A 25784-nucleotide genomic window follows, 5' to 3' on the forward strand; every position below is an offset into this window, starting at 1 on the left:
GAGTAAACGCAAAAAACTTTCACGATAAACTTTTACCCAAAAACTTTCACCCAAAAACAAGGACAATAATGAACAAGTTCACCACCACCATGGCTTTTGCCACACTTTCAATCAGTAGCCTCTTCCCATCGGCAAGTGTTGCGGCAGACGATGCCAAACATATTCCCGGCATTTTTATCGGTGCAACACATATCGAAAGTGAAACTGAGTTTACCTTTGGCTTTGAATACGAGTACAAGCTTGACGCCCAATGGGGTGTAGGTGCGGTATTTGAGCGCACTAATGATGGTGCCCATAGCGATGGCGTCGCCGTAGGGTTAGCAGCACTTTACTACCACCCAATAAAAAACGTGCGTTTAGGGGCTGGTATTGGCGAAGAGCGCATTGGCGGTGCACACCCGCACGATGAAACACTGTATCGTTTGAGTGCATCGTACGATTTTCACGTCGCTGAGTTTGGTCTTGCGCCAACCATTGCCGTTGATTTTATTGACAACGAAGAAGCCATTGTATTTGGCGTAGCGGTTACCAGACCGTTTTAGAGCAAACCTGTTTGTAACGCGGCGCTGTATCAGCTGCTTTTATTAATATGCTCCAAGCAATTCAACTGGCAATTTAGCTGTCAAGTAGTCGTTGTAAAACCGCTAGGCTGGTGATTAACCATAGTAATTACTATCGACCATAGTAATCACCAGCGACACCAGCTAAAATTAGCCCCATTAATTACTTCCATCGCAATAGAGATTTACGCCAATGGCCACTGAGCTATTTTTTATTTACGACAGCCACTGCCCGTGGAGTTATGCCACCACCAATTTAGTGAGCGCTGTTGCCGAGAAATTGCCAAAAGTAAAAATTCACTTCTTACACAGTGGTTTATACGACGGTGAAGACAAAATCACACGAAAAATCACCAACCAAGTGAGTGAGCTAAGTAACCTTAAATTTGGCGACAAATACCTAGCCAAGTTAAACGAAACGAAAGACAGCACCTTAGGTGCAAACTTAATGGCGTGGTCGCAAGCCAAGTGTCCTGAAAAGTCACTGGCGATTTTACAGGCAATGCAACAAGCGCATTTTCAACAAGGCAACCCATTAACCAACGCTGACGATGTGGCTGATATCGTCGAGCAACTAAAGTTATCACCTTCAAGTAAGTGCTTGCAGTCTGACAAGTTTGTTAAAGACGCAGAGTTTATGCTGGCTGATATTGAAGAGATTCAAGACATTATTGGCACGCGTGCAATCCCAGCGTTATTACTTGCCCACAATGATGATTTAGTTTTACTGAATCACAACCTTTACCTGTTAGAGCCATCAGCCATTGTTGATGCGATTAACGAAGAAATAAAGTAATACCCGATTAGCTGCTTTGACAAAGCTCCAAGCAACTCACAAATCCCAAAAGCGCCAAATGTTTTTCCCAGCATTTGGCGCTTTTTTTATTGAGCCTCTCGCCAGTTCCTTGCACGTATCACGCCTTCTGGCCAGACGACGATTACTGACGCTATCAATTAGCTTTATTCAGCTGCTGAATTGGTATTATTCGCTTTTTATTAAATTGAGCGATAAACCCCATTCTCGCTTAATACGTTTAGTGATTTGATAAGCAAAACCAACCATTGGGAAAGCCCTTAAAAACATGTAGAATGTGGGCAATTTTATTTGAGAAAATATAGAGAATTAAATGACGATTCCGATTAAAAGTCAGGAAGAAATTGAAAAAATGCGCGTTGCAGGCAAGCTTGCCTCTCAAGTATTAGAAATGATCGAGCCGCACGTGAAAGCTGGCGTAACCACCGACGAGCTGAACACCATTTGCGCGGAATATACCGAGAAAGTGCAAGAAGCCATCTCTGCACCGCTTAACTACCACGGTTTTCCAAAGTCAATTTGTACCTCAGTCAACCACGTTGTTTGTCACGGTATTCCTGACGGCACCGCACTCAAAGACGGCGACATTATCAATATCGATATCACAGTGATCAAAGACGGTTACCACGGTGACACCAGCAAAATGTTCTTAATTGGTGACGTATCACCAGAAGATCGCCGATTATGCCGTATCACCCAAGAAGCACTCTACACAGGGTTGAAAAAAGTGAAGCCAGGTGTTGCTTTTGGTGAGATTGGCGCAGCAATCCAGAAGTTTATTAAAAAATCGGGTCGCTTCGGCATCGTTAAAGAATATTGTGGTCACGGTATTGGTGCTCAGTTCCACGAAGACCCGCAAATTGTGCATTACAAAAACAACGATAAAACCAAAATCCAAGAAGGCATGTGTTTTACCGTTGAACCGATGATTAACATGGGCAAGGCTGGCACGATTTTAGACAAGGAAGACAACTGGACGGTTTACACGGTTGACGGTAAAAAGTCAGCACAGTGGGAGCACACCATTTTAGTGACCAAAACCGGTTGTGAAATCTTGACTTTGCGCAGCGATGATACCATCCCGCGCCAGTTACACAACTAATCCGTCAGACGATTAACTAAACAATCTAAAAGCATTACTGTGGAAAATAACAACTTCATACCCAGTCATTTTCAAACGCCACTGTGTGTCACGGCACCGACGATGACCAGTGCTCAAGTCTGCACATTAAGCCAAGACTTCAACCAGTGGCTGCTCACTATTTTTATCGAAGAAGACATGGAAAACTTGGTACGCGCGCGTGCCGATTTTGTTGATTTAGTGCTCACTAAACTGTGGGTACAACATCAGCTTGACGAATATCAACTGAGCTTGATTGCCGTTGGCGGTTATGGCCGTGGCGAACTGCACCCACATTCCGATGTTGATATTTTGCTACTCACTCAGCAAAGCATTGAAAAGGATCTCGAAGAAAAAATTGGTGCCTTTATAACCCAGCTCTGGGACGTAAAGTTTGATATTGGCCACAGTGTGCGCGATGTGCAAGAGTGTTTGAAGCAAGCCGTTAACGATGTCACCATCGCCACTAATTTGATGGAAATGCGCTTAATTTGCGGCAACCAAGCACTTGCCGAGCAATTACAGCCGCTATTGCAAGAGGATGTGTTTTGGACGTCAGAAAAATTCTTTATCGCCAAGCGCGAAGAGCAGTTTAAACGTCACAATCAATATCACGGCGCTTCCTATACACTGGAGCCTAATTTAAAAGCCAATCCCGGTGGTTTACGCGATATTCAAACAGTTGCTTGGGTCGCTAAACGCCATTTTATGGCGAACTCACTAGCTGAACTGGTTGAGCACAAGTATCTGACATTAAACGAGTTTACGGAACTTATTGAATGTCAGGATTACTTGTGGCGGATGCGCTTTGCCTTGCATCATGTCGCGGGTCGCAGTGAAAACCGTTTGCTCTTTGATTACCAAGCCGACGTGGCGAAAATGATGGGCTTTGGCAGTGCCGGTAAAAAATCGGTTGAGCGCATGATGAAGCGCTTTTTCCGCATTATCGGCCGTGTTTCTGAGTTAAACAAAATGCTCCTTCAACATTTTGAAGAAGAGATTTTGGTTAACAAAACCAAGCCGGAAGTTGTCGAACTTAACAAAGACTTTTCGGTTGTTGGTGGCCTGATCAAGGTCAGCAGCAATCGCTTGTTTATGCGCCCCGTTAAAATCATGGAAATGTTTTTAACCATTGCACAAAATCCTATTATCAAAGGCTTACACTCTGAAACCCTACGCGCTCTGCGCAATGCTCGTCGCCGCTTGGTTTCACGGTTGAACGACTACGAAGAAAACCGCCGCATTTTCATTGAAATTATCAAGCACCCGCGCGGTCTAGGCTTAGCTTTTACCCTAATGCACAGACACAGTATTTTAGGGGCTTACTTACCAGAATGGCGCTCTATTGTTGGGCAAATGCAGTTTGACTTGTTCCACGCTTATTCTGTTGACGAGCACAGCTATCGCCTGATCAAAAACCTGTATCGCTTTAGCCAACCTGAGCACAACCATGAATTCCCGCGCTGTAGTAAGATTGTGCAACGTATTCGCAAGCCGGAAGTCTTGTATTTAGCGGGTATTTTCCATGATATCGCCAAAGGGCGAGGTGGTGATCACGCCGAACTTGGCGCGGTCGATGCGCTTAACTTTGCCAAAGAGCACAAACTTAACGATCACGACGGTCGTATGATTGCTTGGTTAGTGCAACAGCATTTATTAATGTCAGTAACCGCTCAGCGCCGTGATATTTCTGACCCAGATGTCATTAAGCAATTTGGCGAGATTGTGCGCGATGAGGCACACTTAGATTACCTGTATTGTTTAACGGTGGCCGATATGCGCGCCACCAACGAAAGTTTGTGGAACAGCTGGAAAGCTAACCTACTTGAAGAGCTATACCTTGCCACTAAGCGCGCTTTTAGACGTGGCCTAGAGAAGCCGGTTGATTTAGCTGACCAAATTCGTGAAAACGAGCAACAAGCACAAGAGCTATTGCTGGCTGATGGCGTTGAAGCGCAGGCAATCGCTAACCTCTGGCAAGAGTTTAATACCGACTACTTCTTGCGCTACACGCCAACGCAAATTGCTTGGCATACCCAGCATATTCTTGGCCACGATCGCAGCAAACCTTTGGTGTTGGTTAGTCCCAAACCGTATCGCGGTGGCACGGAAGTGTTTATCTTCACCAAAGAACGCTCAAATATTTTCGCCAATACGGTCGCCCTGCTCGGTAGCAAAAAACTGTCGATCCACGATGCTAAAATTATTACCAGCAACACGGGCTATACAGTAAATACTTTTGTGGTGTTAGATCATCAATCTAAGGCAATTACCGACGAGTCACGCCAACAGGAAATTTCGCGTTTATTGGCGTCACGCTTGAGCCAAGAAACGTTGGCGACCATTGAAGTACAACCGGTATCGAAGCGCTTGCAAACCTTTAACCTGAAAACTCAAGTCAGTTTTATTCAAACGGATGATGACAGCACAACACTACTGGAAATAATTACCACCGACAGACCAGGTTTACTGGCCAGTTTCGCGCAAGTGTTTAGCGACCTAAAACTGACCATTCACAGTGCTAAAATCACCACCTTTGGTGAGCGTGCAGAAGACGTATTTACGGTATCCAACGGCGAGGGCCAAGCACTTACCGACACAGAACAACAACTATTAAACGAACGTCTATGTGACGATATCGTTTAACTAACGAAGGATTTACCATGCAAAATCAAGAGATAACAAACTTGCAAGCAACGATTGAACAAGCGTTTGAAAATCGCATGTCAATTACACCAGCAACGGTGACCGATGACGTTAAAGCGGCAGTTTTAGCGGCACTTGCCGCCTTAAATGATGGCTCAGCGCGTGTCGCTGAAAAAGTTGCCGGCGAATGGGTCGTTCACCAGTGGCTTAAAAAAGCGGTATTGCTGAGCTTCCGCATTTGGGACAACGAGGTGATTGACGGTGCTGAAAGCAAGTTTTTCGATAAAGTGCCATTAAAATACACGAATTACACACAAGCCATGTTCGAGGCTGACGGTGTGCGTGTTGTCCCACCAGCAACCGTTCGAACGGGCAGCTACGTGGGTAAAAACGTGGTCGTGATGCCTAGCTACGTTAACATTGGCGCTTACGTTGATGAAGGTACTATGGTCGACACATGGGCAACTGTTGGCTCGTGCGCGCAAATTGGTAAAAATGTGCATTTATCTGGCGGTGTTGGTATTGGTGGTGTGTTAGAGCCACTGCAAGCTGGCCCAACCATTATTGAAGACAACTGCTTTATTGGCGCGCGCTCTGAAATCGTTGAAGGTGTTGTCGTTGAAGGAGGTGCGGTGATCTCAATGGGCGTTTACATCGGCCAAAGCACGCGTATTTTCGATCGCGAAACCGGTGAAACACACTATGGCCGTGTACCGGCAGGCTCTGTCGTGGTGCCAGGTAACTTGCCATCAAAATGTGGTACTTACAGCTTGTACGCCGCCATTATCGTGAAGAAAGTGGATGCAAAAACACGCGCTAAAGTTGGTATTAATGCCCTACTGCGTTCTGTTTCTGACGAATAAAAGTGATGAGTAAAAGTAAAGAATAACAGTCATCAAGGGCGATTAGGTTAAGCTTGTGACACGAACTTAACCTGACTGAACCATCAAGCGCTAGATTTTTGACAGTAAAAATCTAGCGCTTTTTTTATGGGATAACACATCGTATTTGAGGCATAAAACGAACAAGGATAGAAATTAAAATTGCATTATATTTAATCACTTATCATTAAAAACTAAGTGTCAAAAATGCATTGGTACACAGCTTGCTGAATGGTAGTTAGACAATCCATAGAAACCATCAGTAGCGACCATGAAAGTTATTAGCCAGTTAGTTACCTTAGCCTGTGTTTTAGTATTGAGCGCTTGCTCAAGTACCGAGAATCTTGCATATCAAGACTACCAAAAGCCATTAACTAACGATACTGAACTCCTCATTAGTTTATTAAAGCGCCCTACCACGGCGGATCAAATTATGATGGCACAGTTTGAGCAAACACGAAACGAGGCGCTTGGCCGACAAAATGTGGGTTATGTGATGATTACGGGTGAGCGCGATAACAAAGCGCCAGCAACTGAGCGTGCTAAACACCGCCTTGATTGGCTATATGACCACTACAGCCGCCAGTATAATACCCAGTTTGTGAGCTTAACCGGTGGCGCTAGTAGTACGAAAAGCACGAAACTATAGCCCTCTTAATAGATATGGCTAGCATAGCTATGCTCGAACTAACGGATGGCATCAAAAGCCTAGACTTTGATACCTTGAACCTAAACCTTGATACCTTGCCAGCCTAACTGTTCAAATACCGATAACCACTGCTGATCAAACGCCGCTTCAATCACAAGCGGCTTTTTTGTCACTGGGTGTTCAAATGCCAGTGACTGTGCAAACAACATCAGACGACGGTAACCAAATTCCTCAGCGAAAAATGGATTTTGCTTGTTATCGCCGTAATTAACATCACCAATAATTGGAAAGCGCAGGTGAGCTAAATGGCGGCGAATTTGATGACGACGCCCCGTTTCTGGGCTCGCTTTCACCAGAGAATAACGCACAGTATCGTAACGCCCCAATGGCTTATTGATAACACCTTGTGCAATGGTCGTGAATTGCGTAACGGCAGCTTGCGCTGGCTTATCTTCGCTAGCGTATTTATCGCCAATTTTATCCAGCTTTTCTTTTAGCGGGTAATCAACGCGTACTTGTTCCGCCAAAAAGCCACGTACCAAGGCATAGTAGGTTTTCTCGATATCGCGCGTAATAAACTTATCGTTTAGTGCCCTTGCCACCTCTTGATCAAGCGCAAACAACAGCACGCCGCTAGTTGGCTTATCGAGCCGATGAATGGGATAAACGTATTGGCCTATTTGGTCACGCAACAGCTGCAAAGCAAAATAGCGCTCGTGCCTATCTAAAAAACTGCGATGTACAAACAGACCTGCCGGTTTATTTATCGCAACTAAGTATTCATCTTGATAAAGAATTTCTAGTACGGGCTTTTGCGCTTCACACGCTGCTAAGTCTGCCAGCTCAGCTTGATTTTCGCTTTCCACTATCGACTTACTCATGACGTAAAAACTTCTGCTGTTGACGCTGACCACTGAGCAATTCATCAATATCGCCAATGATATTAATTAAATCTGCCGCTTTGTCTGATAAGCCGACAAACGCCTCTTCAGCCATCGGACATAATGCTATCTGTGTCGGTAGTGGCTGCAGGTTTTTAATTAACTGGTACATTTGTGGTAGGAAGATATATTGCAACCACTGTTCAAAACGCAAGGTATCAACACAAAAAGGTGCTGTGCTCATCAGCTTTTCAGGGCTAGGTTTTACTAAGCTCCAAAGCGTTAAGCGACGCAGCTCTTGCTCTAATTGATAAAGTAAATCGTCGATACTGTGTTGTTGAGAAGTCATTTAATGATTTGCAAACATTGGTCATGGTGTTAGCGCGGCATTATCGCCATATACCCAAACCACTTCAAGCTGCAAGTATCAGTACGTTTGTTACAGTACTCTGTAGAGTTAAGGTTTAGCTGTACTCTAATGAATAGTGATTAATGTTGGTTTAAAAACAATTTATGCTGCGTTGTTGATTTTGATAAGGGGAAGCCATTATTAAAAACCAACGCCTTGCCTGCATGGACGCAGGTACTTAGGTTACGCAAGGAGCGATTAACCTGTGCCTAAATCGCTTTTAATTCCAACTGAAACTCGCATATTAAAGCGGCTTGGGTATAATTCGCCTCAAATTCGACTACTTTTTCAATTATGGATCGCATCGATACTATCTCTGAGCTATTGCAATTTTCTGGCTCGCAATTCCGCATTTACGATATCGGCCGTAAAATTACTAAAATCAGTAAAGATGACTTTAACCGCGTCGAACAAAATATGATGCCCTACCCTTTTCCAAGCCAAGGGCATGCCCATATTGCGATTGCGTTTTGGCAAGCAAAATCGAAAGCACCTTATTTATGGTTTATCAAATTACCGCTAGATGAGCGCGGTCTGTTAAACCAAGGGGCGCGTAACCACTTTATTGCCATCATTATCGAAGCACTCGGCCAAGACTTAACCGTTGATCCAACAGAGAAACAAGAAGAGTTGCTTAATAGTAACCCATACCATATCACCCCAGCTGAATATAAATTGGCAGCGATAAATACACTCGTCAGAAAAGAGCTAAAGCAGCCGGCGAGCATTCACTTCGAGCACTTTCAAGAATACGTAAACGGCCAATTAGCCTGGGATGAATGGCAAAGTATTGGTATTCAAGGGATCAGTGATTTAGCGGCGGAAATGAATCAAACAAGTATCAGCGAAGCGGTGGCAAAAAACCTTGCTAACTTTGACACTAATGTACTCATTCCGTTTTGTCATGCACTGGAAAACCAGCAATTACCGCTAAATGTGTTAGCGGCAATGATTGCATTGATTAAAACAACACAAAACAGCGAAATCAAAGCACAATTGATTAGAGCGCTTGCAAGCACAGCTGAGCACCCACATGTTGTCGCACTAATTGGCGAATTACTCGCTCAGCCTCAAGCGGATGATATTTATATCACGCTTGCTGGTCGTTGCTGGTTAGGGTTAAACGCAACAACGCTTGAGCAACTGTTATCACAGTTAGCAGATAAGCCTGATCTCGCACTATTCACTGCAATTTTTAAAGACCTAGTTGCAATTCCAGCCTTGCGACCTCATGTCTTTGCTGTAATGCGCAGTGAAACTCGCAGTGATGCATTGGCGAAAGCCATTGGCCAGCTATTTGGTTAACGCGAGCAACAAGATCAACATCAAGAAGTAACTGAGAAACATATGGGCGATATTTATTTACTGTTGGGGATTTTCTTAATTGGCTGGTATTTTTGGTACTTGCGAAAAGTCGCTGAAATCGCCAAAGTGCACGCCAAGCGCCACTGTGAACAGCAGGGCTTACAGTTAATTTCTGTATTCCGTAAAAGTGCACTGCCCCGCTTTAATAAACGCCAAGGCTTTTATATTCGCAGTCTCTTTGATTTTGAATTTAGTGGTGATGGCGAATCCAGTGCAACTGGCACCATGGAGCTATACGGCTTAAAACTTAACGCCGTTGATATGCCAGCTTATCGAATATAGTTTGCCAATTTACTTTTCGCATTTCTTTAACAGCACGAAAAAAGCGAAAGCCTGCATATGCCGACTTTCGCTGTTTAATTTTTGCTTTTTGTTTTTTACTTTTTGATTTAGACAATAAATCCTATTTCAAACTGATGGTGGTATGTACCTCTGCACCATCTTGATGATCCGGTTCAAACCAACGCGCGGTGACTGATTTAGTTTGCGTCCAAAAGCTAATCACTTGCTTGCCGTTCGGCCCTAAGTCGCCCAACTTTGAGCCACGAGAACCGGTAAAGCTAAAGTAAGCGACAGGCACCGGAATTGGTACGTTAATGCCCACTTGGCCCACATCTATCTCATTTTCAAACTTACGGGCGTACCAACCACTTGAGGTAAAGATTGACGTGCCATTACCATTGGGGTTGGCATTGATAATCGCGATGGCGTCATCAAGCGTTTCCGCCTCTAGCACACAAAGCGCTGGGCCAAAAATTTCTTGTGTGTAAATGTCCATGTCTGTTTTCACCTTGGCAAACATGGTTGGGCCAACAAAATTACCTTGCTCGTAGCCCTTAACAACACAATCACGGCCATCAACGAGTAGTTCAGCCCCTTGCTCAACACCTGAGTCGAGCAATCGCAAAATACGCGCTTTTGCTTGCGGTGAGACCACAGGGCCGAGATCCGCATCGCGCTGCGAGCCTGGCCCTACTTTTAAGGCTTTGGCACGCTCTGCTATTTCAGGTAACCAGTTGCGCGCTTCCCCGACTAATATCGTTACCGGGTTGGCCATACAGCGCTGCCCAGCTGCGCCAAAGGCTGAGCCTAATAAATCGTTAATCGCTCTATCTTTATTGGCATCGGGCATGATCACCATATGATTTTTAGCGCCCATCATCGCTTGCGCGCGTTTACCGTGTTGGCTGGCATGGTTATAAACATGAGTACCAACGTGCGTTGATCCAATAAAAGAAACCGCTTTAACGTCTTGATGCTCTAACAATGCATCCACCACTTCTGGGCCACCATGGACAACATTAATCACGCCAGCGGGAATACATGCTTCCATCGCTAACTCAACAAAGCGGATAGTTGATGATGGGTCTTGCTCAGATGGTTTAAGCACAAAGGTATTGCCACATGCAATCGCTGGCGGAAACATAAACGCTGGTAGCATAACCGGGAAGTTAAACGCAGTAATACCAACACCAACACCGAGTGGCTTATTCAGTGTGTACGTATCCACACCTGTTGCTGAGTTATTGGCCATCTCACCAAGCTGTAACCGCGTAATCGCACAGGCATTTTCAACCGCCTCTAACGCTCTACCGACTTCACCTTCTGCATCGGGTAAGGTTTTACCGTGTTCGAGCGTGATAAGTTCTGCAATTTCACTGGTGTGCTCACGCACCAACTCTTGAAAACGCACCATAATGCGCATGCGATTTGTCAGCGAGACTTGTGACCAAGACTGAAATGCTGCTTTGGCACTGGCCACCGCTGCGGCGACTTCATCGGCTGTCGCCATTGGCACTTGTGCAACCACTTCTTGGGTTGCGGGATTGAGCACATCTAACCAAGTATCGGTGGCAGATTGCACTTGCTCACCGCCAATAATCAAAGGAATTTTTTTCACTGTCATAACTGCTCTCAAGGTAAGATCATATTTGCACTAAGTTCCTTTTGTATTAAGTCACATAGGCGAATACGGTAAGTCATCACACTACGTTAGACGCTCGCGTGAAAAGCCACAACAAGCACAAATGCAATATAGCTTGCATTTTTGCAAAAAACAGCAATTCGTTCCTATAATAGCTGCGGTTAATGTTAAGCCGTGAGCGAGGCAGTAAGTTATGAACTGGGAAGATTTACGCATATTTTTAGAAGTGTCACGTGCCGAGCGCTTGTCAGTTGCAGCTCGTCGCTTGCGTATTGATGCGTCTACTGTTTCGAGGCGCTTACACCAACTGGAAACTAGCTTGTCAGCGCAGTTGTTTGAGCGCACGACAAACGGCCATAAGCTGACGGAGGACGGCCAACGGCTCGTTGTTAGAGCCACTAAAATGGAGCAAGATGCGACATTGGCCTATGAACAAATTGCACTGCACAATACCAGTGAACAAGGTACCGTTCGCATTGGTGCGACCGAAGCGTTTGGCAATCACTTTATCGCCCCGAATTTAGCTGAGCTGCACCGCCAACACCCGAAAATTGAAATCGAACTATTGCAGTTTGCCAGAGACGTTAAAATTAGCCGAAATGAGGCAGATATCGCCATTGCCGTTGAGCAGCCCAAAGGCACCTCAATGATCGTCACTAAACTGACCGATTATCAGCTCCAAATTTATGGGGCACGAGCGCATCAAGCGCGATACGCCAAAGTATCGCTGCCAACATTAGCGAACCTGCCATGGGTGAGCTATGTTGACAATTTGCTCTTTACCGAGCAGCTTAGCTACTTAAACGAAGTCTCAGAAAACATCGCGCCACTATTTCGCAGTACCAGTATTATCAGCCAATACAGTGCGATTAAGTCAGGGTTAGGGGTTGGTATTCTGCCCTGCTTTTTGGCAGAGCAAGACAGAGATCTCGTTAAACTGCTGCCAGACGAGGTGACGATCACCCGCAGCTTATGGCTGACGACTCACCCAGAGTTAAAGCGACTCACACGGGTCGCCACTGTGTGGGAATACTTAAAACAATTAACACAAACGCAGCAGCAGCTCTTGATCCCCGCTCAGAGCCTGCTTTAACCTCAGTCTAGTTGAAATACCGTCACATCATCACCAAATGCCTTTGCCACCAAAGTGGCTTGCGTTGGCTTAAAGCCCAAGGTTAACAAAAGCTGCTGCGAGGCGAAGTTACCTTTGCTGATCACTGCCAACAACGGACGTATATGTGAAAAATAACGGATAACCGCTTGCGCGGCTTCTAGGGTATAACCTTGTCGGTAATATGGCGGCAATAACGCATAGCCGATATCTGGGCACGGCATATTATCGCGTTGCAATAAACCGCAAAGGCCAACGACGTCTGTCTGACTGCTTTTTGTGGTCAAAGCAGCACGGCGCTCCATTGCTAACATGCTAAAACCATGTGTTTGATGGCAAAGCATTGGCCCCTGTTCCAGATAGTCAATCGCATCAGCTTGAGTGCGAATACCTTTGTCGCCGACGTGACGAATAAAATCTGGCTGATTGAAAATATCAATAATGAATTGCCAATCACCCCGCGTTAGCGGCCTTAGCGTTAATCTATCGGTTGTGATCACTCCTTTGCCTCTGACTGCTGCGCTCTGCGAGCAAGGTACGCTTGATAGCGCGCTTGGGCATCACTTCGCCCTTGATTGCGCTGGCAGACACTTTTTTGGTATTGAAAATTAAATAAATCAAACCACAAAAATAAATGCTGCGCAGCCTTTGCTTCGCCGTTTAGCGCTAAAACCTGCGCGGCAACTTGCGCCGTCGAAAACTGATTTTCCACTTCGGCTTCGCGAATATAATTGCCCATTTGCTCATCACTCGCGCCGGTAATACTCAACACCGGAAACTTATCTAGGTACGGGCTTTTACGAAACATTCGCTTTGCCTCCCGCCAGCTACCATCGAGTAAAATAAACAAGGGTGTTTTACCTTGCGTAAACTCACTTTGAGTAAGATCAGGCATTTGGTTAATAAGCACAGTTCTAGGCTCAGCGGCATACTGGGCAGGAAAAATCACAACAGGGAAATATTGAGGGTCAGCAAGCAGCTTGAGTAGTGCTGGGTTTGGCTCAGTACGTGACCAGATAAACGCCTGAGTATTTGGCACAACATCAGCGATTAAGCGAGCGGTATTACTCGGTTTAAGCACTTCCGCGTCATGCATCATGATCACAAAGTTAGCCTCTGTAGTTGCTGATGTCCGCAACGCACATATACAGTTAACCTCGGCCAACTGACAACGCTCGCAGCGCTGAACTTTTTTACCACGTGCGTTAAACGGTTTAGTGCTAATACTCTTACGATAGCAGTAAAGCTGCTGTACGGAATGATTCATAAATAACAATTTAACTTTGCTTTATATAACTTGGTTTATGTAACTTTTTTGATATTGATAACGGCCAATTGAGCACTATGCTCGCATTTAGGCACATTGTACTGGATTTCTGTGATGTCAGTATGTAACTAAATTACTGTCAAGCGCTACCTAGTCCAGCATGCAAAGACTTACAGCTGTTAACATGCGAAAAACTACCAGCTTATAGCTACCAAAATTACTTTCTGTTCAGCTAGCATTCATCATAATTTCAATAATTTATATTCAATTAGATAATAAGTCTGCGTTTAGTAAAGGAATAAATATGCATTTGAAAACCATCTATCTTGCGATTTTCTGTTTAATCTTGAGTGGTTGTAGCCAAATATCATTTAATGAGCGATACAAAGGCGCCAAGTGGAAAACTATTGTGATTGCGCCAATAGACAGCGAGTATGCACCGCAAGCAGAGCGTTCACTAGAGCACGCTTTGGCTGTATCTTCACAAATTAATATAGTGCCAGCCGCACAAGTGAATCGCATGATTAAAGCTCAAGGTCTTGCGCAAGATTACAAGAACTCACCAGTAGAAACCGTAATTACCATTGCCAATACACTCGGCGCAGAGGGGATCATTTTCACCGAAGTCTCTTATCACTCACCGAAAACAAGACGTGCAAGTGGGTTTGAAAACAACAGTGCTCATGTATTTGTTCGATTGATGGATAGCCAAAATCAAGCCATTGTTGCTACCAGCCATCAAGCTGATTCATCAATTTTCCAGCAGCCTGCCGCTATTATTGAAAAAAACCTCAATTATTCCATTGCAGAGATTCAAGCCGCCATAGCGTTTATCCAAGTTCATCCTTGAACTAATGTTGTCAGGCTTGATGCGAGCTTCGCACGCAAGCCTGATGACTTTTAAATAGACTCAATAGCTTCAATAGCTTCAATAGCCGCTTAATTTCAAGCCTTGTGAGCGCTTTTAGTTGTAACGGTTAACAAGTCAAACTCAGCGAGTTCGTCAATTTCCGAGCGTAAGACTTCTTCCGCCTGGTCAATGAGATGAATTGATTGGCACAGTGTATCCGCTTTAGCCTCAAGTAATGCTGCTCGCGCTTCCATTTGCTGTTCTATATCTGAGCCGAAATTTTCCATTCTTGCTTCAAATGCTTCCATATCGCCGCCAGCAAATAACATTTCCTGACCCACTGCAATGAGTAAACTGCCAAGTGACTCTTGAATTGCCGTTTCGATTGTCTCTTCAACGCGCTGCTCAAAGTCTTCGCCTAAAAAGTCTTCACCAATCACACCGTTTTCGTCAAAATTAATACCTTGCTCTAACGACAAGTGATTATCCAACTCGTTACTCAACAGCTCTAATTCACGCGTTAACTTGCTACCAAGGTTGTTACCCTCTCCCAGTAGCTCGTTAAACGCCAAGTTAACGCCCTCTGTCGCTAAGGCAATGCCTTCAATGGCAATACTTTTTACTTGAGGCACTACAGCGCGAATACTTGCCGCATAGTCAGCAACTAGCGCTTGCTGATCAGCCGCCAAATAAACCTCATTGTCAGCAACAATCAAGGTGTCCTTGCCGACGATTTTGTATAGCGTTTTATCGTGCTTAGTAAATTCAATGACTTGATGATTAATGTGCATGCCTGAATTCAAATTTACATCACATGAATCTGTGTTGAAATCGTGTGCCCAAACGGATGTTGACATCATGGTCACTAGAGCTGCTGCAAATTTTTTCATTATTCTGTCCTTACATGAACGCTACATGTTTGATTATTTGAGTGGTTAATTGCGAGCAAGCCCTATCGCTTGCTTGATAACCTTTGATATCAAATCTAGTGCCAAAATATTTTTCAAATTAAAACAAAGAGTTAATAAAAGCAGCAATGTTCATAGCACAACAAATTCGTAATTTATCGCGAACTTGGCTAATTATTAGTGGTTTTAAAAATCTAATTAAGTTTGGGGCGAAATCTTTACGTTATTTCAAATCAATAACGACATAACGACGATGCCTACGGGTTACGCTAACAAACCTAATGACATGGGATTTAAGCGGCGCACAAGCACCAAGCAGTATTCCAGCAGGAAGTTGATATATATCCATTACTCGCGCCAGTTTCATTTTTCCTTACAGCCTTTAGCACGCAATTAAAGTACTTGCTGACAAAATCGCAACAGAGCATAACAAGCTAATTGGCAGCGCCAAAGATTTAGGCTCTACCGGAGTCTTCATTGCGCTAAGCTGATCGATTTGGGTTTTAGCCGAACCGTTTTGGCTCTAGCCGTTTTACTCAACTTAATGGGCTTGAGCGGATAGATTACGCATCCATTTCTTCGAAAATGTTCGCCAACTAAACAAGGTTAATTTAACAACTTCTTCACTGTAGGCGGCCATAGCGACCCAGATTAACGGAAGCTGCCAAATAGTTGCGGCCACGAAGGTAAGTGGAATACTGACCACCCACAAGCCAAAGATATCAGTGATCATACAAAATTTGTTGTCGCCACCCGCGCGTATCACGCCTAAGGCGAGTGTCATATTGCATACTTTTAGCCAAGCCCCTAACGCGATGAGCATAAATACTTGATGAGCCGTTGCTAACGTTTGTGCCGACATATTCTCATACGGACTAAAGATTAAACCTTCAAGCAGCAACGCGGCCCCACCAAGGCCTACGGCAACCAAAGGGCATATAAAGAAAAAGGATTTCGCCACTTGCCAAGCTTGCGCGAAGGCATCAGCGCCCAGTTTTTGACCAACCATAATAGAGCACGCGGATGCCAAGCCAAAAAAGATTGAGAGAAATATGCCCTCTATCGGTGAGAGCAAACTCATGACCGCTAATGCTTCTGTTCCCAATTGACCGTATATGAGTTGATAAACAAAGGTGCCAATAGACCAAATACCAAAACTGACCATCATCGGCCATATCAGCTGAAACAGCTGTGACCAAGCACTGCGATTAGCCAACAGCGACAAATCGCCAGCTTTCGGTGCCAACAAGTGACGATGCTTAATCAAAAACGCCCAAATGATAACAAAGTGAAGTGCACGCGATAGTAACGTCGCCCAAGCGGCTCCCTCAACTCCCAATGCGGGAATGCCAAAGCCACCATTAATCAACCAGTAATTCAGCACAATATTAATGACAATCGCAACGAAACTAAACGCCAATGGCAGCTTGACTTGGCCAATGCTTCGCAGCGCGTTCTCAACAATAAGTACGAGCGCCACGAAAATTAAACTGGGCATAGTGATCCACAGATAAACTTCGCCGAGCGCAATAACTTCAAGGTCAGATGATGCCCAAAGAATTATGGTCTCAGCAAAATAAAAATTGCCAATCGCGATAGGAATAAAAGCAAGTAGCGCGATGACTGAGGCAATTTGAATACTGCGCCGAATCTTATCACTTTTACCGGCACCAAAATATTGGGCGGCTAACACCCCCACGCCCCACGAAAGGCCCGTGGCAATAACTAAAACTACAAATTGAATGCGATTGCCCAGCCCCACAGAGGCAACCGCTGCGTTACCTAAGTGGCCAACCATCACCACGTCAATCATGCTCAATAAGGTGACCAGCATGTTTTGCAAAGAAATAGGCCACGCCAATTTAATCGTTTGGCGTAACTGAGAAGCAGAGTTCATGAAATTAGGAGACTAAATAAATAACGGAAGAAGAATTGCGTATTTTAGCGGTAGTTAACAGTTATTGCTTGTTGAATACGTATTTAATACCAATCCGCATAAATAAATGTTCACTCAGCTTGAGATAAAACGTTTTAATGCAAGGCGCATGTTTGCTCGTCATAGTTGTTCTATTTCAAAAACATGCAACACAGTAGTAAAGCGTTTTGGCCAAGCCTTTCAGGAGCTTTTCAGCGGCACAATTACGGCGGAAAATTTTCTAGATGTAGAGCGACTATATCGGCAAAAATTTTCTTGTACTTGAACCGCTGAAATAACTCTGAGTTGATCATATTATTATGCGGATTGGTATATTTCCCACTATGATCTTCAGCTGGCGGCGCTTAACATATTGCGACGCTTTTGAAATAACCCAATAAGGAAACCATATGCAACTTAACTGGATAACCACTAAGCCGAAATTGAGCACACTGCTGCTCACATTTGCCCTAACCATGGGCTCAGCTGTTGCAGGAGAAAATAAACAACCGGAAGGATCAATGGTCATTCAAGAGGCCCCATTGGTTTCAACCGCCTCCCACGATGCATTTTTTGATGCAATAGCGGCATACTGCGGACAGGCTTTTGCAGGTAAGGTGACTTCTGATATTGGGGGCAACAATACGTTCAACGATAAAAAGCTCGTGATGCATGTTAGAAAGTGCGCTGAACATCAGCTACAAATCCCTTTTCATATTGGTGATGATGCATCGCGTACTTGGCTGATCACCAAAACAGGCTCTGGGCTTTCACTTAAACACGATCATCGCCAGCCAAATGGCAACCACGATGTACAAACCATGTATGGTGGACACACCACAGATGCAGGATGGTCCGAAGTTCAATCGTTTCCAGTAGATCAGTATTCCAAAGAGCTGTTTATTCAACAGGGTATTCCACAGTCAGCCACCAACACATGGCAAATATTTATATACCCGAACAGATTTAGCTATCGGCTGATTCGCAAAGGTCGAGAGTTTAGAGTGGATTTCGATTTGACCAAGCCAATAAATACACCACCTGCGCCATGGGGCTACGCCGATTAACATCAACTTAATACGCAGGCTTTTATACGCCAAGCTTTATTGGAAAAGTGACTAGTAAAAATTCAGATACCCGAGTGTCGGATTTAATTTTGTGCAAATTGGTTGAATTCAAGCTTAAATTATTTTTGACATAAAAAAATGCGACTCATAGAGTCGCATTTTCTTATCTAGCTTTGTTGTGCATCCTGCACACAATTAGTGTTTCCCGCTTCATCCTTAAAGAAACTGTCCTTAGTAAATCCTAGCGATCCATTCGCTGTCCCTGAACTTCTTCCTAAAGAATACATTTCCTAATGTAGTACACACCCTGTGTAAAAGCTTTCCTGTCTTTCCGTAAACTTAGCTATCCTTTGCTAATTCACATCCTTGTTGTATCATCCAATGCAACTCCTTGTTGCATAACTCTGTCCTAGAGTTTCCCTAACAGGAAGTCATTTCCTGTGTCGTCCTGACAATTGTAATATTACGTTATCAGGTAATATTAACCACCAGGGCCTGAAAAGTTTTTCTTGGCCCATTACGTACAATTCTCAACCAAAACAACTAAGACTATGTTTTTAATTAACTTTTAATCGTGCAATTTCCATTTTTCGTTAGCAAATTACTCAATATCTTACACTCATGTGAGACATGTCTTACAGTTACACTTCCATAAATGACATTACAGCTTGTTAACACTTTGACAAGGTTTGAGTTACCTTTATGACAAAAGTATGAAATTCAGACTATTTCAATGGATAAAACGGAAAAATTAACTGTCTGCCAGGTACCGCTAAACAAATTTTTATAGGCCTGCACGCTTAATGTTATTGAGTAAAGCATCGCTGGGCGCTAATTCTTCAAGTGGGGCAGCTGAAATATCGCGCAGTTGTTGCAGTATAGGAGGCGCATCAAACGGTTTGACCGTATTAAAGTCTAATTCAAGCGCTTGCCATTCATTGTAGTCGGTAAATATATCGTCTTGATAGCTGTTTAAGTCAAGGTCAACACTCACAGGGCTTTTAGCAATCTCGCCATCGCAATTGTAATCAATGGAAGATGACGCTTGATGCCCAAAACCTATCTGCTCATCTAAGTCACCTTCAAATAGCTCAATGCTTACCCCGTGTGAGTAGCCAATATTATACTTGTGAAAATCACCTTCTGGGCCATTTACGAGCGTGAAGGGAGTGCAGCGCTCATTAGGAAAGTAGCGATTCTGCATTAAGCGATCTCCCTCATTATTACCGATAGTCGGAATACCTGATAGCTGATAGTCATAGTTCATGCTGCTGAGATGATTTGGCTTGTTGTTAACCCCATCAAGACCACCGTGTAGCAAGCCAAAATTATGCCCTAGCTCATGCACTAAGGTTGCTGATTGCATATTGATTAAATAATTTCGGCTCGTTTCATTAGCATCGTTTAAACCCCAGCCGCCAAGTGTGATAATAAGGTCATCACCATTTATTTCCGCATAGCCAGCGGAGCCATATGAGCCATCCAACTGCTGTGAGTTAGCAAACAAGGTATAGTGGAAAATATTATCACGCGCCAATGCAAAGTGTTCGCTTTTGTAAGCTAGCACACTGCTTTGCCCCGGTGATTGAGCAAAGTAAGTGCTTTGGCTGTAGGCGACCTCATTCCCGCCACCAAGATTAAACCTGTCTTGAGGTGCAATACTATGTTGTGCAAACAAAGTACCAGCATCAAAGTGAATTGCGATACCATTATCAGCAAATACCTGCTTTACTTTTGCCAAGGTATGCCACTGCGGGCGCACGCCAGGGTCATCGCTGTTCATATAGTCAATTTCAACGAAAATATCTGGTTGGCCAGCCCTAGCTCCCCATTGGTGCAATGGTAAGCCTGCGTATGTCGTACCGGCTTGCTCATTACAGTCTGGAATACCATCCTTGTCTAAGTCGTCTTCACAGGCCACATCATTGATGGCTCCTGCCGTCGGATAAGCACTAAGCTGCCAATTTGTTTTGCTAGCGCCATTTTGACCTGCTTCTTTGTTGTTGACCCTGTAGATAATATTGATACCGTCAGTCGCAATATTATCCCCTTGCCAAGCTGTGGCATGAATGTCGCTGTCATAGTCACCAAACTTAACCACATCAATCACTTGCTTATCTGCCGCATTCATTAATTCAATATACCCGGACGTTGACCAATACATATACTGCTCGCCAGTAACAATAAAACGCTCCGTGGTACTTTTAAAACCGTTACGCCATTCAAAAGGCAGGTGAGCATTTTGCACAACATAATATTGTCCTGGAGCTAAGGTTTGCTCTGGCAAAACAAAGCTGTGCTGCGCTGATACTTCAAATGTCTCAGTATTTAGCGCTTGAGTACTGATTTGGTAGTGGGCTAAATTTATCGTGCTGGCAGTACCGTTATATAGCTCAAGCCAGCGATAATCGGTGTCAAAGTCAGTTAAAATCAATTCGTTGATCACTGGTTGTTTGGCGGCCGTAGCAAAGTTAACCTGATAATCCTTGATCAGCGCTGCGCCAACAAAATTCCTGTGTGTTTGATGAATATTGAGGGAAAAGCGAGTGACCGCAGGCAGTGCATATTGCGGCTCTATCACTAGCTGCTTTTTATTCGCCGCCAGTGATAGCCTAACGGGAACACACTCTTCGTTAGCTTGGTTGATGAGGCCAATGGTGTGTTCACAGCTGTAGTCTTGACTGTTTTCTGGCAGTGCCGAAACTGAGTTGAAATTTAGCGTTAACTGGCCACTATTAGAATAAAAGGCTTCGTTGGCTGCAGGTAGGTGGCTGATCAATTGGAACGGGTTATCGTCGATGATCGCAACATTTATAGCGGTCTTGGCAGATAACTTGCCATCAGATACAGAAATGATAAAGCTAGCCGGGATTACTTGCCCTTGCTCGGGCTGATATGTGTATCGATTTTCTCCAAGATAAACTAGCTTACCGTGCTGAGGGTGCCGTGCGATAGTATAGCTGAGCTTGTCTCCATTGTTATCGCTTGCTGTCACATCAAAGGTCAATGGCTGGGCAAACTGCACTTCAAGGTCTTGGCTATCAATTGTAGGTGCGACATTAGCCCTTTTATTGTCACCACCACACGCCATTAAAATAGCTAGGCTAACGCAATATACGCAAGATTTTAAAGTGCTGTTAAAGTCCATCATTTGAAAGCTTCTCAACATTGATTTAGCAGCGCAGCCACATTATAACAAGCAGCGCTCCTCAGTAAAAAGGAGAGAAGATAGCAATGATTCTAAATTGAGTATGCGAACTATTTGTGCTTAATTGCCTAAATTTGTAACTAGGGCGCGAAAATTAAGACAAAGCGCTAGAAAGTGATATAAAAACGGCTACCTACTGGTAGCCGTCAAATGAGTAAAGTCCAAGCCAGTTAGACAAACACGGGGATCTTTAACTGGCACGTGGGCTTAGTTTATTGCTTTCGTTAATAGCAACAATTAGCCGCCACACTTACCTTCGCCGCACTTACCTTTAGCTTTTGGCTTACCTTCACCACATTTACCTTCGCCGCACTTACCTTTGGCTTTGCTTTCACCGCACTTACCTTCGCCACATTTGCCTTTGGCTTTGCTTTCACCGCACTTGCCTTCGCCACATTTGCCTTTGGCTTTGCTTTCGCCGCACTTGCCTTCGCCACATTTGCCTTTGGCTTTACCTTTACCTTCACCACACTTGCCTTCACCACACTTGTCACCACCAGCAGCAACAGACACAGAAACGACGTCTTCAACAGCAAACGGGTTAACATCAGCCTTTGCAGGCGCAGAAATTAAAAGGCCTAACGAGAATAAGCCCATCACAGCAGCTAGAGTTGATTTCTTGATTAAATTCATCATGTTTTCCTTTGTTATATAAAATATAGCTAACTTATACTGTTATAAGTGTTTTTATCTAGACCACAAAGATAACATATTTCTTTCAAATTTATTCCCCAGAATGGGAATTTGTTTGACCTCACAAGTAAGCTAAAATACGCGCTTACACCTTTATAAAAGATTAATTTTGAACGTAAAGCAAATATTTTTGGCACCAATGGAGGGGGTTGTTGATCACCTCATGCGGGAACTGCTCACTCAACTAAATGATTACGACTTATGTATCACTGAATTTGTACGCGTGGTAAACCGTAAAGTGCCTAATCACACTTTTTACAAACTTTGTCCTGAACTAAAAAATGGTGGTAAAACACCTTCAGGTACTCCGGTCAGAGTTCAACTGCTTGGCCAAGACCCTAACTGGATGGCTGAAAACGCGTTAGTCGCTCATCAATTGGGCACTCAAGGTGTTGATATTAATTTCGGCTGTCCAGCAAAAACCGTCAATAAAAGCCAAGGCGGTGCCAGTTTACTCAAAGATCCGGAATTGATGTATCAGGTTATCTCTAGCGTTAAAGCCGCTTTGTCAGGCACTGAGCAGCCATTGTCAGCGAAAATTCGGTTAGGTTTTGATGATACAAGTTTACTCGATGAAATTATCGATGCGATCGCACAAGCGGCTCCCGATATGCTGACGGTTCATGCACGTACCAAAAGGCAAGGCTACAAACCGCCCGCCTATTGGGAGTATATCGCCGACATTAAACGTAAACTCACGATACCAATTATCGCTAATGGCGAGATTTGGCAACGCGCAGACGCAGCTAAATGTATGAAGGATTCGAACTGTAATGATTTGATGATAGGACGAGGGGCACTGGCAACCCCTAACTTAGCTAACGTTCTTAAATTCAATGAAGCTCCGATGACCTGGCTTTCGGTATGCGAATTAATTCTAAAGTGGACTAAGCTAGATGACGGTGAGTTTAAGCCATTTTATTTTTCAAGCCGACTCAAGCAATGGTACAGGTATTTGAAATACTTTTATCCCGAAGCCGAGTCGCTATTCAATGCCATTAAAACATTGCAGCACAAAGCAGAGATCGTCAGTGAAATCGAACGAGTTATTGAAAAAGAGCGATTAGTGAATACGAGCTAACTCGCTGCTATGTGAAGAAGCAGTGTTAGCTTTTTAACGCTAAATCTGGATATTCTTCAATTAAAAGCAAGCATAAAAAAAACCAGCTAGATAGCTGGTTTTTTATTAGCTTAGATTTATAAGCAAATGCTTGAAATCAATGATTAGATAGCTACGCCTTTACGTTGTGCTGTCTCTTCAATAAATGACTTCCAACCGCGAGCCGCTTTACGTGACTTAGGGTCTTTCATTGCGCGCGTAATCTCAGCATGTGCTTGCTTGTATTGGCCTAGATAGAAGTGTGATTCAGCAAGACTCATATAAATACGGCCTTTGTTGTTTACACCTTTATCAAGGGCTTTATTCAGCGCTACGATAGCTTTCTTAAACTGCTCGCTTTGCTTTAACAGCATGCCTTGCTTGCGCCAGTGCTGTGCTTCGTTAGTTAACTTAGCAACTTCACCATAGTACTTCGCTGCTGTCGAAATATTTTGAGCAGCATGGAATGCGTTAGCAAGTGTCGACAATGTTTGGTCATCGCGCTTAATATCACCAGAAGCGATGTGCTTCTCAAGTAATTTAGCCGCTTTGAACGGAACGCCATTAGACTGGTATAAGCTTGCTAAGGTTTTTAACTCAGACTCTTTTTCTAAGTAACCTTGCTTATAAGCCATATCTAACGTTGATAATGCTTTTGGGTAATCTTCTACTAATAAGTAGAACATACCTAACTGCGTCCACCACTGCTTGTTCTCTGGGAAAATTTGCAGTACGGTTTCAAGCACCTTAACACCGTCTTTGTACATTTTACGTTCATAGTAAGATGTTAACTTTAAGATGTAAGGGTTTTGACTTGGCTTGTCGCCAAATAACGCAATTGCCTTATCAGCTGGCTCAATCATTTTGTCTAAGCGGCGAAGTTCATAGTAAGCCTGCGCAATCTTAACGTAAGTTTGCGAGTCTTCTTTACCTGTGAATTCCATCCAAGCTTCATAGTTCTTGAGCGCTTCTTGGTACTTTTTGGTTTGCATTTGCAAATCAGCAAGTAACTTGATCGATTCACCGTGATCACCTTCGTTTAGGATATCAGGCTCAACCGCTTGCTTTAGATAGCTGATCGCTTTCTCTTCTTGATTGCCTTTGGTTGCGTACATTACCGCGATCATACGTGCAACATATGCTTTGTCGTACGGTTTGCTCGCTTCAATGTCTAACAAAAGAACAAGTGCACCATCAATGTCGTCGGCAGTGTAAAGCTCAAAAGCTTTTTGTACTTTCTTCCCCACTGATGGACCAACTAATTGCGTTGGGCGCTTTTTCTTCTCTTGTTTCGCTTCTGCGGCTTGAACGTCAAAAGAGAACGGTAATTGGACTGTTGTTACTGCCGAAGCAATAACCAGAGCCGTTGCAAGTTTTTTAAACATTACCTACCTCCGTCCATTTTAAAGTCAAGCTGAACAGTTAAACCAGGTTGCTTCTGTGGTTTACCGTCAACAACTTTTGGCTTGTATTTCCACTTGCGCAATGCACGCTTAGCTTCTTTGTCGAAAATACGCTTAGGCTCTGCTTCGATAACCTTAACGTCTTCAACACCACCAATTTCGTTAATAGTAAAAGATAGTCTTACCCAGCCTTCTTTACCATCACGAGCTGCTTGAATTGGGTACTTAGGCTCAATTCGAACAATTGGTGTCGCTTCACCATCACGACCAAAACCCGCACCTGGAGCTGATAAACCAGTACTAGCACCAGCTAGTTGTACACCTGGCATATTGAACTCGATACCACCTTGGTTATTGTTAGCTTCAGGCTCTGGCGCTTGAGGCTTAGGTGGTGTCTTAGGCGGCGGTGGCGGCGGTGGCGGTACACGGCGACGCGTCTCTGCTGCAGACTTTGGTGGCGTAGTATTAACTTCCACCACGATATTTTCTAACTGTTCTTCCTGAGCGCGATCACCGCTCGCGATCAGGAATGCCATGAACGAAAATAGTCCAAAGGTAACTGCAGCGCCTAGTAGTATTGATACTAAAAAGCGAACCATAAATTACCCCTTAGCAGCTGCAATAGAGATACGATCAATTCCTGCTTCTTTGATAGCATCCATTACTTTAACAACGATGCCGTGTTTGGCTTCTTTGTCAGCTTGGATAATTACCACGTCAGTTGGCTGCTCTGCTAAAAGCTTTTCGATGTTAGCAGCAACACGCTCTACATCAACGCGACGCTTGTCTAACCAAATTTCACCAGTGTCTTTAACAGCAACAAAGATATTAGCTGACTTCTGCTTGGTTTGGTTAGCTGCTTTAGGTTTATTTACTTCAATACCTGCTTCTTTAACGAAAGAAGTCGTTACGATAAAGAAGATCAGCATGATGAATACGATGTCAAGCATCGGTGTCATATCAATTGCTGCTTCTTCTTCTTCACGAATACGTTTACGTGCCATTCGAATTTCT

General features: G+C 44.0%; 25 protein-coding genes. 13 read left to right on the plus strand and 12 right to left on the minus strand.

Annotation, left to right across the window (positions count from 1 at the left end):
* Positions 1-68: 68 nt before the first annotated feature.
* The 6 genes from DXX93_RS13920 (at position 69) to DXX93_RS13945 (ending at position 6670) form a co-directional block, all read left to right on the plus strand.
* Positions 69-542 carry a hypothetical protein gene (locus DXX93_RS13920; protein WP_258872670.1) on the plus strand — a complete coding sequence of 158 codons (474 nt, stop codon included), beginning with the start codon at positions 69-71 and terminating at the stop codon, positions 540-542.
* 211 nt (positions 543-753) lie between these two features.
* On the plus strand, positions 754-1356 hold the full coding sequence (locus tag DXX93_RS13925; RefSeq protein ID WP_116008625.1) for a hypothetical protein: 603 nt from the start codon (positions 754-756) through the stop codon (positions 1354-1356).
* A 331-nt stretch (positions 1357-1687) separates the two neighbouring features.
* Entirely contained in the window at positions 1688-2476 is a 789-nt protein-coding gene (map, locus tag DXX93_RS13930) for a type I methionyl aminopeptidase (protein ID WP_116008626.1), read from the plus strand.
* 39 nt (positions 2477-2515) lie between these two features.
* Positions 2516-5140: a [protein-PII] uridylyltransferase gene (glnD, locus tag DXX93_RS13935; protein WP_258872671.1), complete on the plus strand. Its 2625-nt coding sequence runs from the start codon at positions 2516-2518 to the stop codon at positions 5138-5140.
* A 17-nt stretch (positions 5141-5157) separates the two neighbouring features.
* On the plus strand, positions 5158-6003 hold the full coding sequence (gene dapD / locus DXX93_RS13940; protein WP_374188931.1) for a 2,3,4,5-tetrahydropyridine-2,6-dicarboxylate N-succinyltransferase: 846 nt from the start codon (positions 5158-5160) through the stop codon (positions 6001-6003).
* 289 nt (positions 6004-6292) lie between these two features.
* Positions 6293-6670 carry a hypothetical protein gene (locus tag DXX93_RS13945; RefSeq protein ID WP_116008628.1) on the plus strand — a complete coding sequence of 126 codons (378 nt, stop codon included), beginning with the start codon at positions 6293-6295 and terminating at the stop codon, positions 6668-6670.
* An 80-nt stretch (positions 6671-6750) separates the two neighbouring features.
* On the opposite strand, the gene truC is transcribed toward DXX93_RS13945, so the two are convergent.
* Positions 6751-7551, minus strand: coding sequence for a tRNA pseudouridine(65) synthase TruC (gene truC / locus DXX93_RS13950; protein WP_116008629.1), 801 nt, complete (start codon positions 7549-7551; stop codon positions 6751-6753).
* Positions 7544-7900, minus strand: a complete 357-nt coding sequence (locus DXX93_RS13955; protein WP_116008630.1) for a YqcC family protein — start codon at positions 7898-7900, stop codon at positions 7544-7546. Before DXX93_RS13955 ends, truC begins: the two co-directional genes overlap by 8 nt.
* A gap of 354 nt (positions 7901-8254) precedes the next feature.
* Here DXX93_RS13955 and DXX93_RS13960 point away from each other — a divergent pair, with 354 nt between their 5' ends.
* Both DXX93_RS13960 and DXX93_RS13965 read left to right on the plus strand, forming a co-directional pair.
* The gene (locus DXX93_RS13960) at positions 8255-9265 is read left to right on the plus strand and encodes a DUF3549 family protein (RefSeq protein ID WP_116008631.1); all 1011 of its coding nucleotides are present in this window, start codon (positions 8255-8257) and stop codon (positions 9263-9265) included.
* 42 nt (positions 9266-9307) lie between these two features.
* Entirely contained in the window at positions 9308-9607 is a 300-nt protein-coding gene (locus DXX93_RS13965) for a DUF3301 domain-containing protein (protein ID WP_116008632.1), read from the plus strand.
* A 121-nt stretch (positions 9608-9728) separates the two neighbouring features.
* Here DXX93_RS13965 and DXX93_RS13970 read toward each other — a convergent pair whose 3' ends face one another.
* Complete coding sequence (locus DXX93_RS13970; protein ID WP_116008633.1) at positions 9729-11231, minus strand: CoA-acylating methylmalonate-semialdehyde dehydrogenase; 1503 nt, start codon at positions 11229-11231, stop codon at positions 9729-9731.
* A gap of 211 nt (positions 11232-11442) precedes the next feature.
* On the opposite strand from DXX93_RS13970, the gene DXX93_RS13975 reads away from it, so the two are divergent.
* Entirely contained in the window at positions 11443-12342 is a 900-nt protein-coding gene (locus tag DXX93_RS13975; protein ID WP_116008634.1) for a LysR family transcriptional regulator, read from the plus strand.
* Between the two features lie 2 nt (positions 12343-12344).
* On the opposite strand, the gene DXX93_RS13980 is transcribed toward DXX93_RS13975, so the two are convergent.
* Together DXX93_RS13980 and DXX93_RS13985 are read right to left on the minus strand one after the other, a co-directional pair.
* Positions 12345-12860, minus strand: a complete 516-nt coding sequence (locus DXX93_RS13980) for a GNAT family N-acetyltransferase (protein ID WP_116008635.1) — start codon at positions 12858-12860, stop codon at positions 12345-12347.
* Entirely contained in the window at positions 12857-13627 is a 771-nt protein-coding gene (locus tag DXX93_RS13985) for a tRNA-uridine aminocarboxypropyltransferase (protein WP_116008636.1), read from the minus strand. Before DXX93_RS13985 ends, DXX93_RS13980 begins: the two co-directional genes overlap by 4 nt.
* A 304-nt stretch (positions 13628-13931) precedes the next feature.
* On the opposite strand from DXX93_RS13985, the gene DXX93_RS13990 reads away from it, so the two are divergent.
* A complete protein-coding gene (locus tag DXX93_RS13990) occupies positions 13932-14477 on the plus strand; it encodes a hypothetical protein (protein WP_116008637.1) in 546 nt (181 codons plus the stop codon).
* Between the two features lie 95 nt (positions 14478-14572).
* Here the strand turns inward: DXX93_RS13990 and DXX93_RS13995 are convergent, their stop codons facing one another.
* A complete protein-coding gene (locus tag DXX93_RS13995; protein ID WP_116008638.1) occupies positions 14573-15367 on the minus strand; it encodes a DUF2884 family protein in 795 nt (264 codons plus the stop codon).
* A gap of 410 nt (positions 15368-15777) precedes the next feature.
* Between DXX93_RS13995 and DXX93_RS14000 the strand changes: the two genes are divergently transcribed.
* Positions 15778-15876 (plus strand): hypothetical protein, encoded by a 99-nt coding sequence (locus DXX93_RS14000; RefSeq protein ID WP_116009973.1) that lies wholly within the window; start codon positions 15778-15780, stop codon positions 15874-15876.
* Positions 15877-15926: 50 nt separating this feature from the next.
* On the opposite strand, the gene DXX93_RS14005 is transcribed toward DXX93_RS14000, so the two are convergent.
* Complete coding sequence (locus DXX93_RS14005) at positions 15927-17282, minus strand: MATE family efflux transporter (RefSeq protein ID WP_116008639.1); 1356 nt, start codon at positions 17280-17282, stop codon at positions 15927-15929.
* A gap of 494 nt (positions 17283-17776) precedes the next feature.
* Between DXX93_RS14005 and DXX93_RS14010 the strand changes: the two genes are divergently transcribed.
* The gene (locus DXX93_RS14010) at positions 17777-18367 is read left to right on the plus strand and encodes a hypothetical protein (protein ID WP_116009974.1); all 591 of its coding nucleotides are present in this window, start codon (positions 17777-17779) and stop codon (positions 18365-18367) included.
* 784 nt (positions 18368-19151) lie between these two features.
* Here the strand turns inward: DXX93_RS14010 and DXX93_RS14015 are convergent.
* Positions 19152-21458 carry a lamin tail domain-containing protein gene (locus DXX93_RS14015; RefSeq protein WP_181902227.1) on the minus strand — a complete coding sequence of 769 codons (2307 nt, stop codon included), beginning with the start codon at positions 21456-21458 and terminating at the stop codon, positions 19152-19154.
* 354 nt (positions 21459-21812) lie between these two features.
* A complete protein-coding gene (locus DXX93_RS14020; protein WP_116008641.1) occupies positions 21813-22208 on the minus strand; it encodes an HvfA family oxazolone/thioamide-modified RiPP metallophore in 396 nt (131 codons plus the stop codon).
* A 199-nt stretch (positions 22209-22407) separates the two neighbouring features.
* Between DXX93_RS14020 and DXX93_RS14025 the strand changes: the two genes are divergently transcribed.
* On the plus strand, positions 22408-23349 hold the full coding sequence (locus DXX93_RS14025; RefSeq protein ID WP_116008642.1) for a tRNA-dihydrouridine synthase: 942 nt from the start codon (positions 22408-22410) through the stop codon (positions 23347-23349).
* Between the two features lie 143 nt (positions 23350-23492).
* Here DXX93_RS14025 and DXX93_RS14030 read toward each other — a convergent pair whose 3' ends face one another.
* The 3 genes from DXX93_RS14030 to DXX93_RS14040 are packed head-to-tail and all read right to left on the minus strand — an operon-like array spanning position 23493 to position 25774.
* Positions 23493-24752: a tetratricopeptide repeat protein gene (locus tag DXX93_RS14030; protein WP_116008643.1), complete on the minus strand. Its 1260-nt coding sequence runs from the start codon at positions 24750-24752 to the stop codon at positions 23493-23495.
* Positions 24752-25369: an energy transducer TonB gene (locus tag DXX93_RS14035; protein ID WP_116008644.1), complete on the minus strand. Its 618-nt coding sequence runs from the start codon at positions 25367-25369 to the stop codon at positions 24752-24754. Before DXX93_RS14035 ends, DXX93_RS14030 begins: the two co-directional genes overlap by 1 nt.
* Positions 25370-25372: 3 nt before the next feature.
* Complete coding sequence (locus tag DXX93_RS14040) at positions 25373-25774, minus strand: ExbD/TolR family protein (protein WP_116008645.1); 402 nt, start codon at positions 25772-25774, stop codon at positions 25373-25375.
* Positions 25775-25784: the final 10 nt, after the last annotated feature.

Source organism: Thalassotalea euphylliae, assembly GCF_003390335.1.
GTDB lineage: Bacteria > Pseudomonadota > Gammaproteobacteria > Enterobacterales > Alteromonadaceae > Thalassotalea_F > Thalassotalea_F euphylliae_B.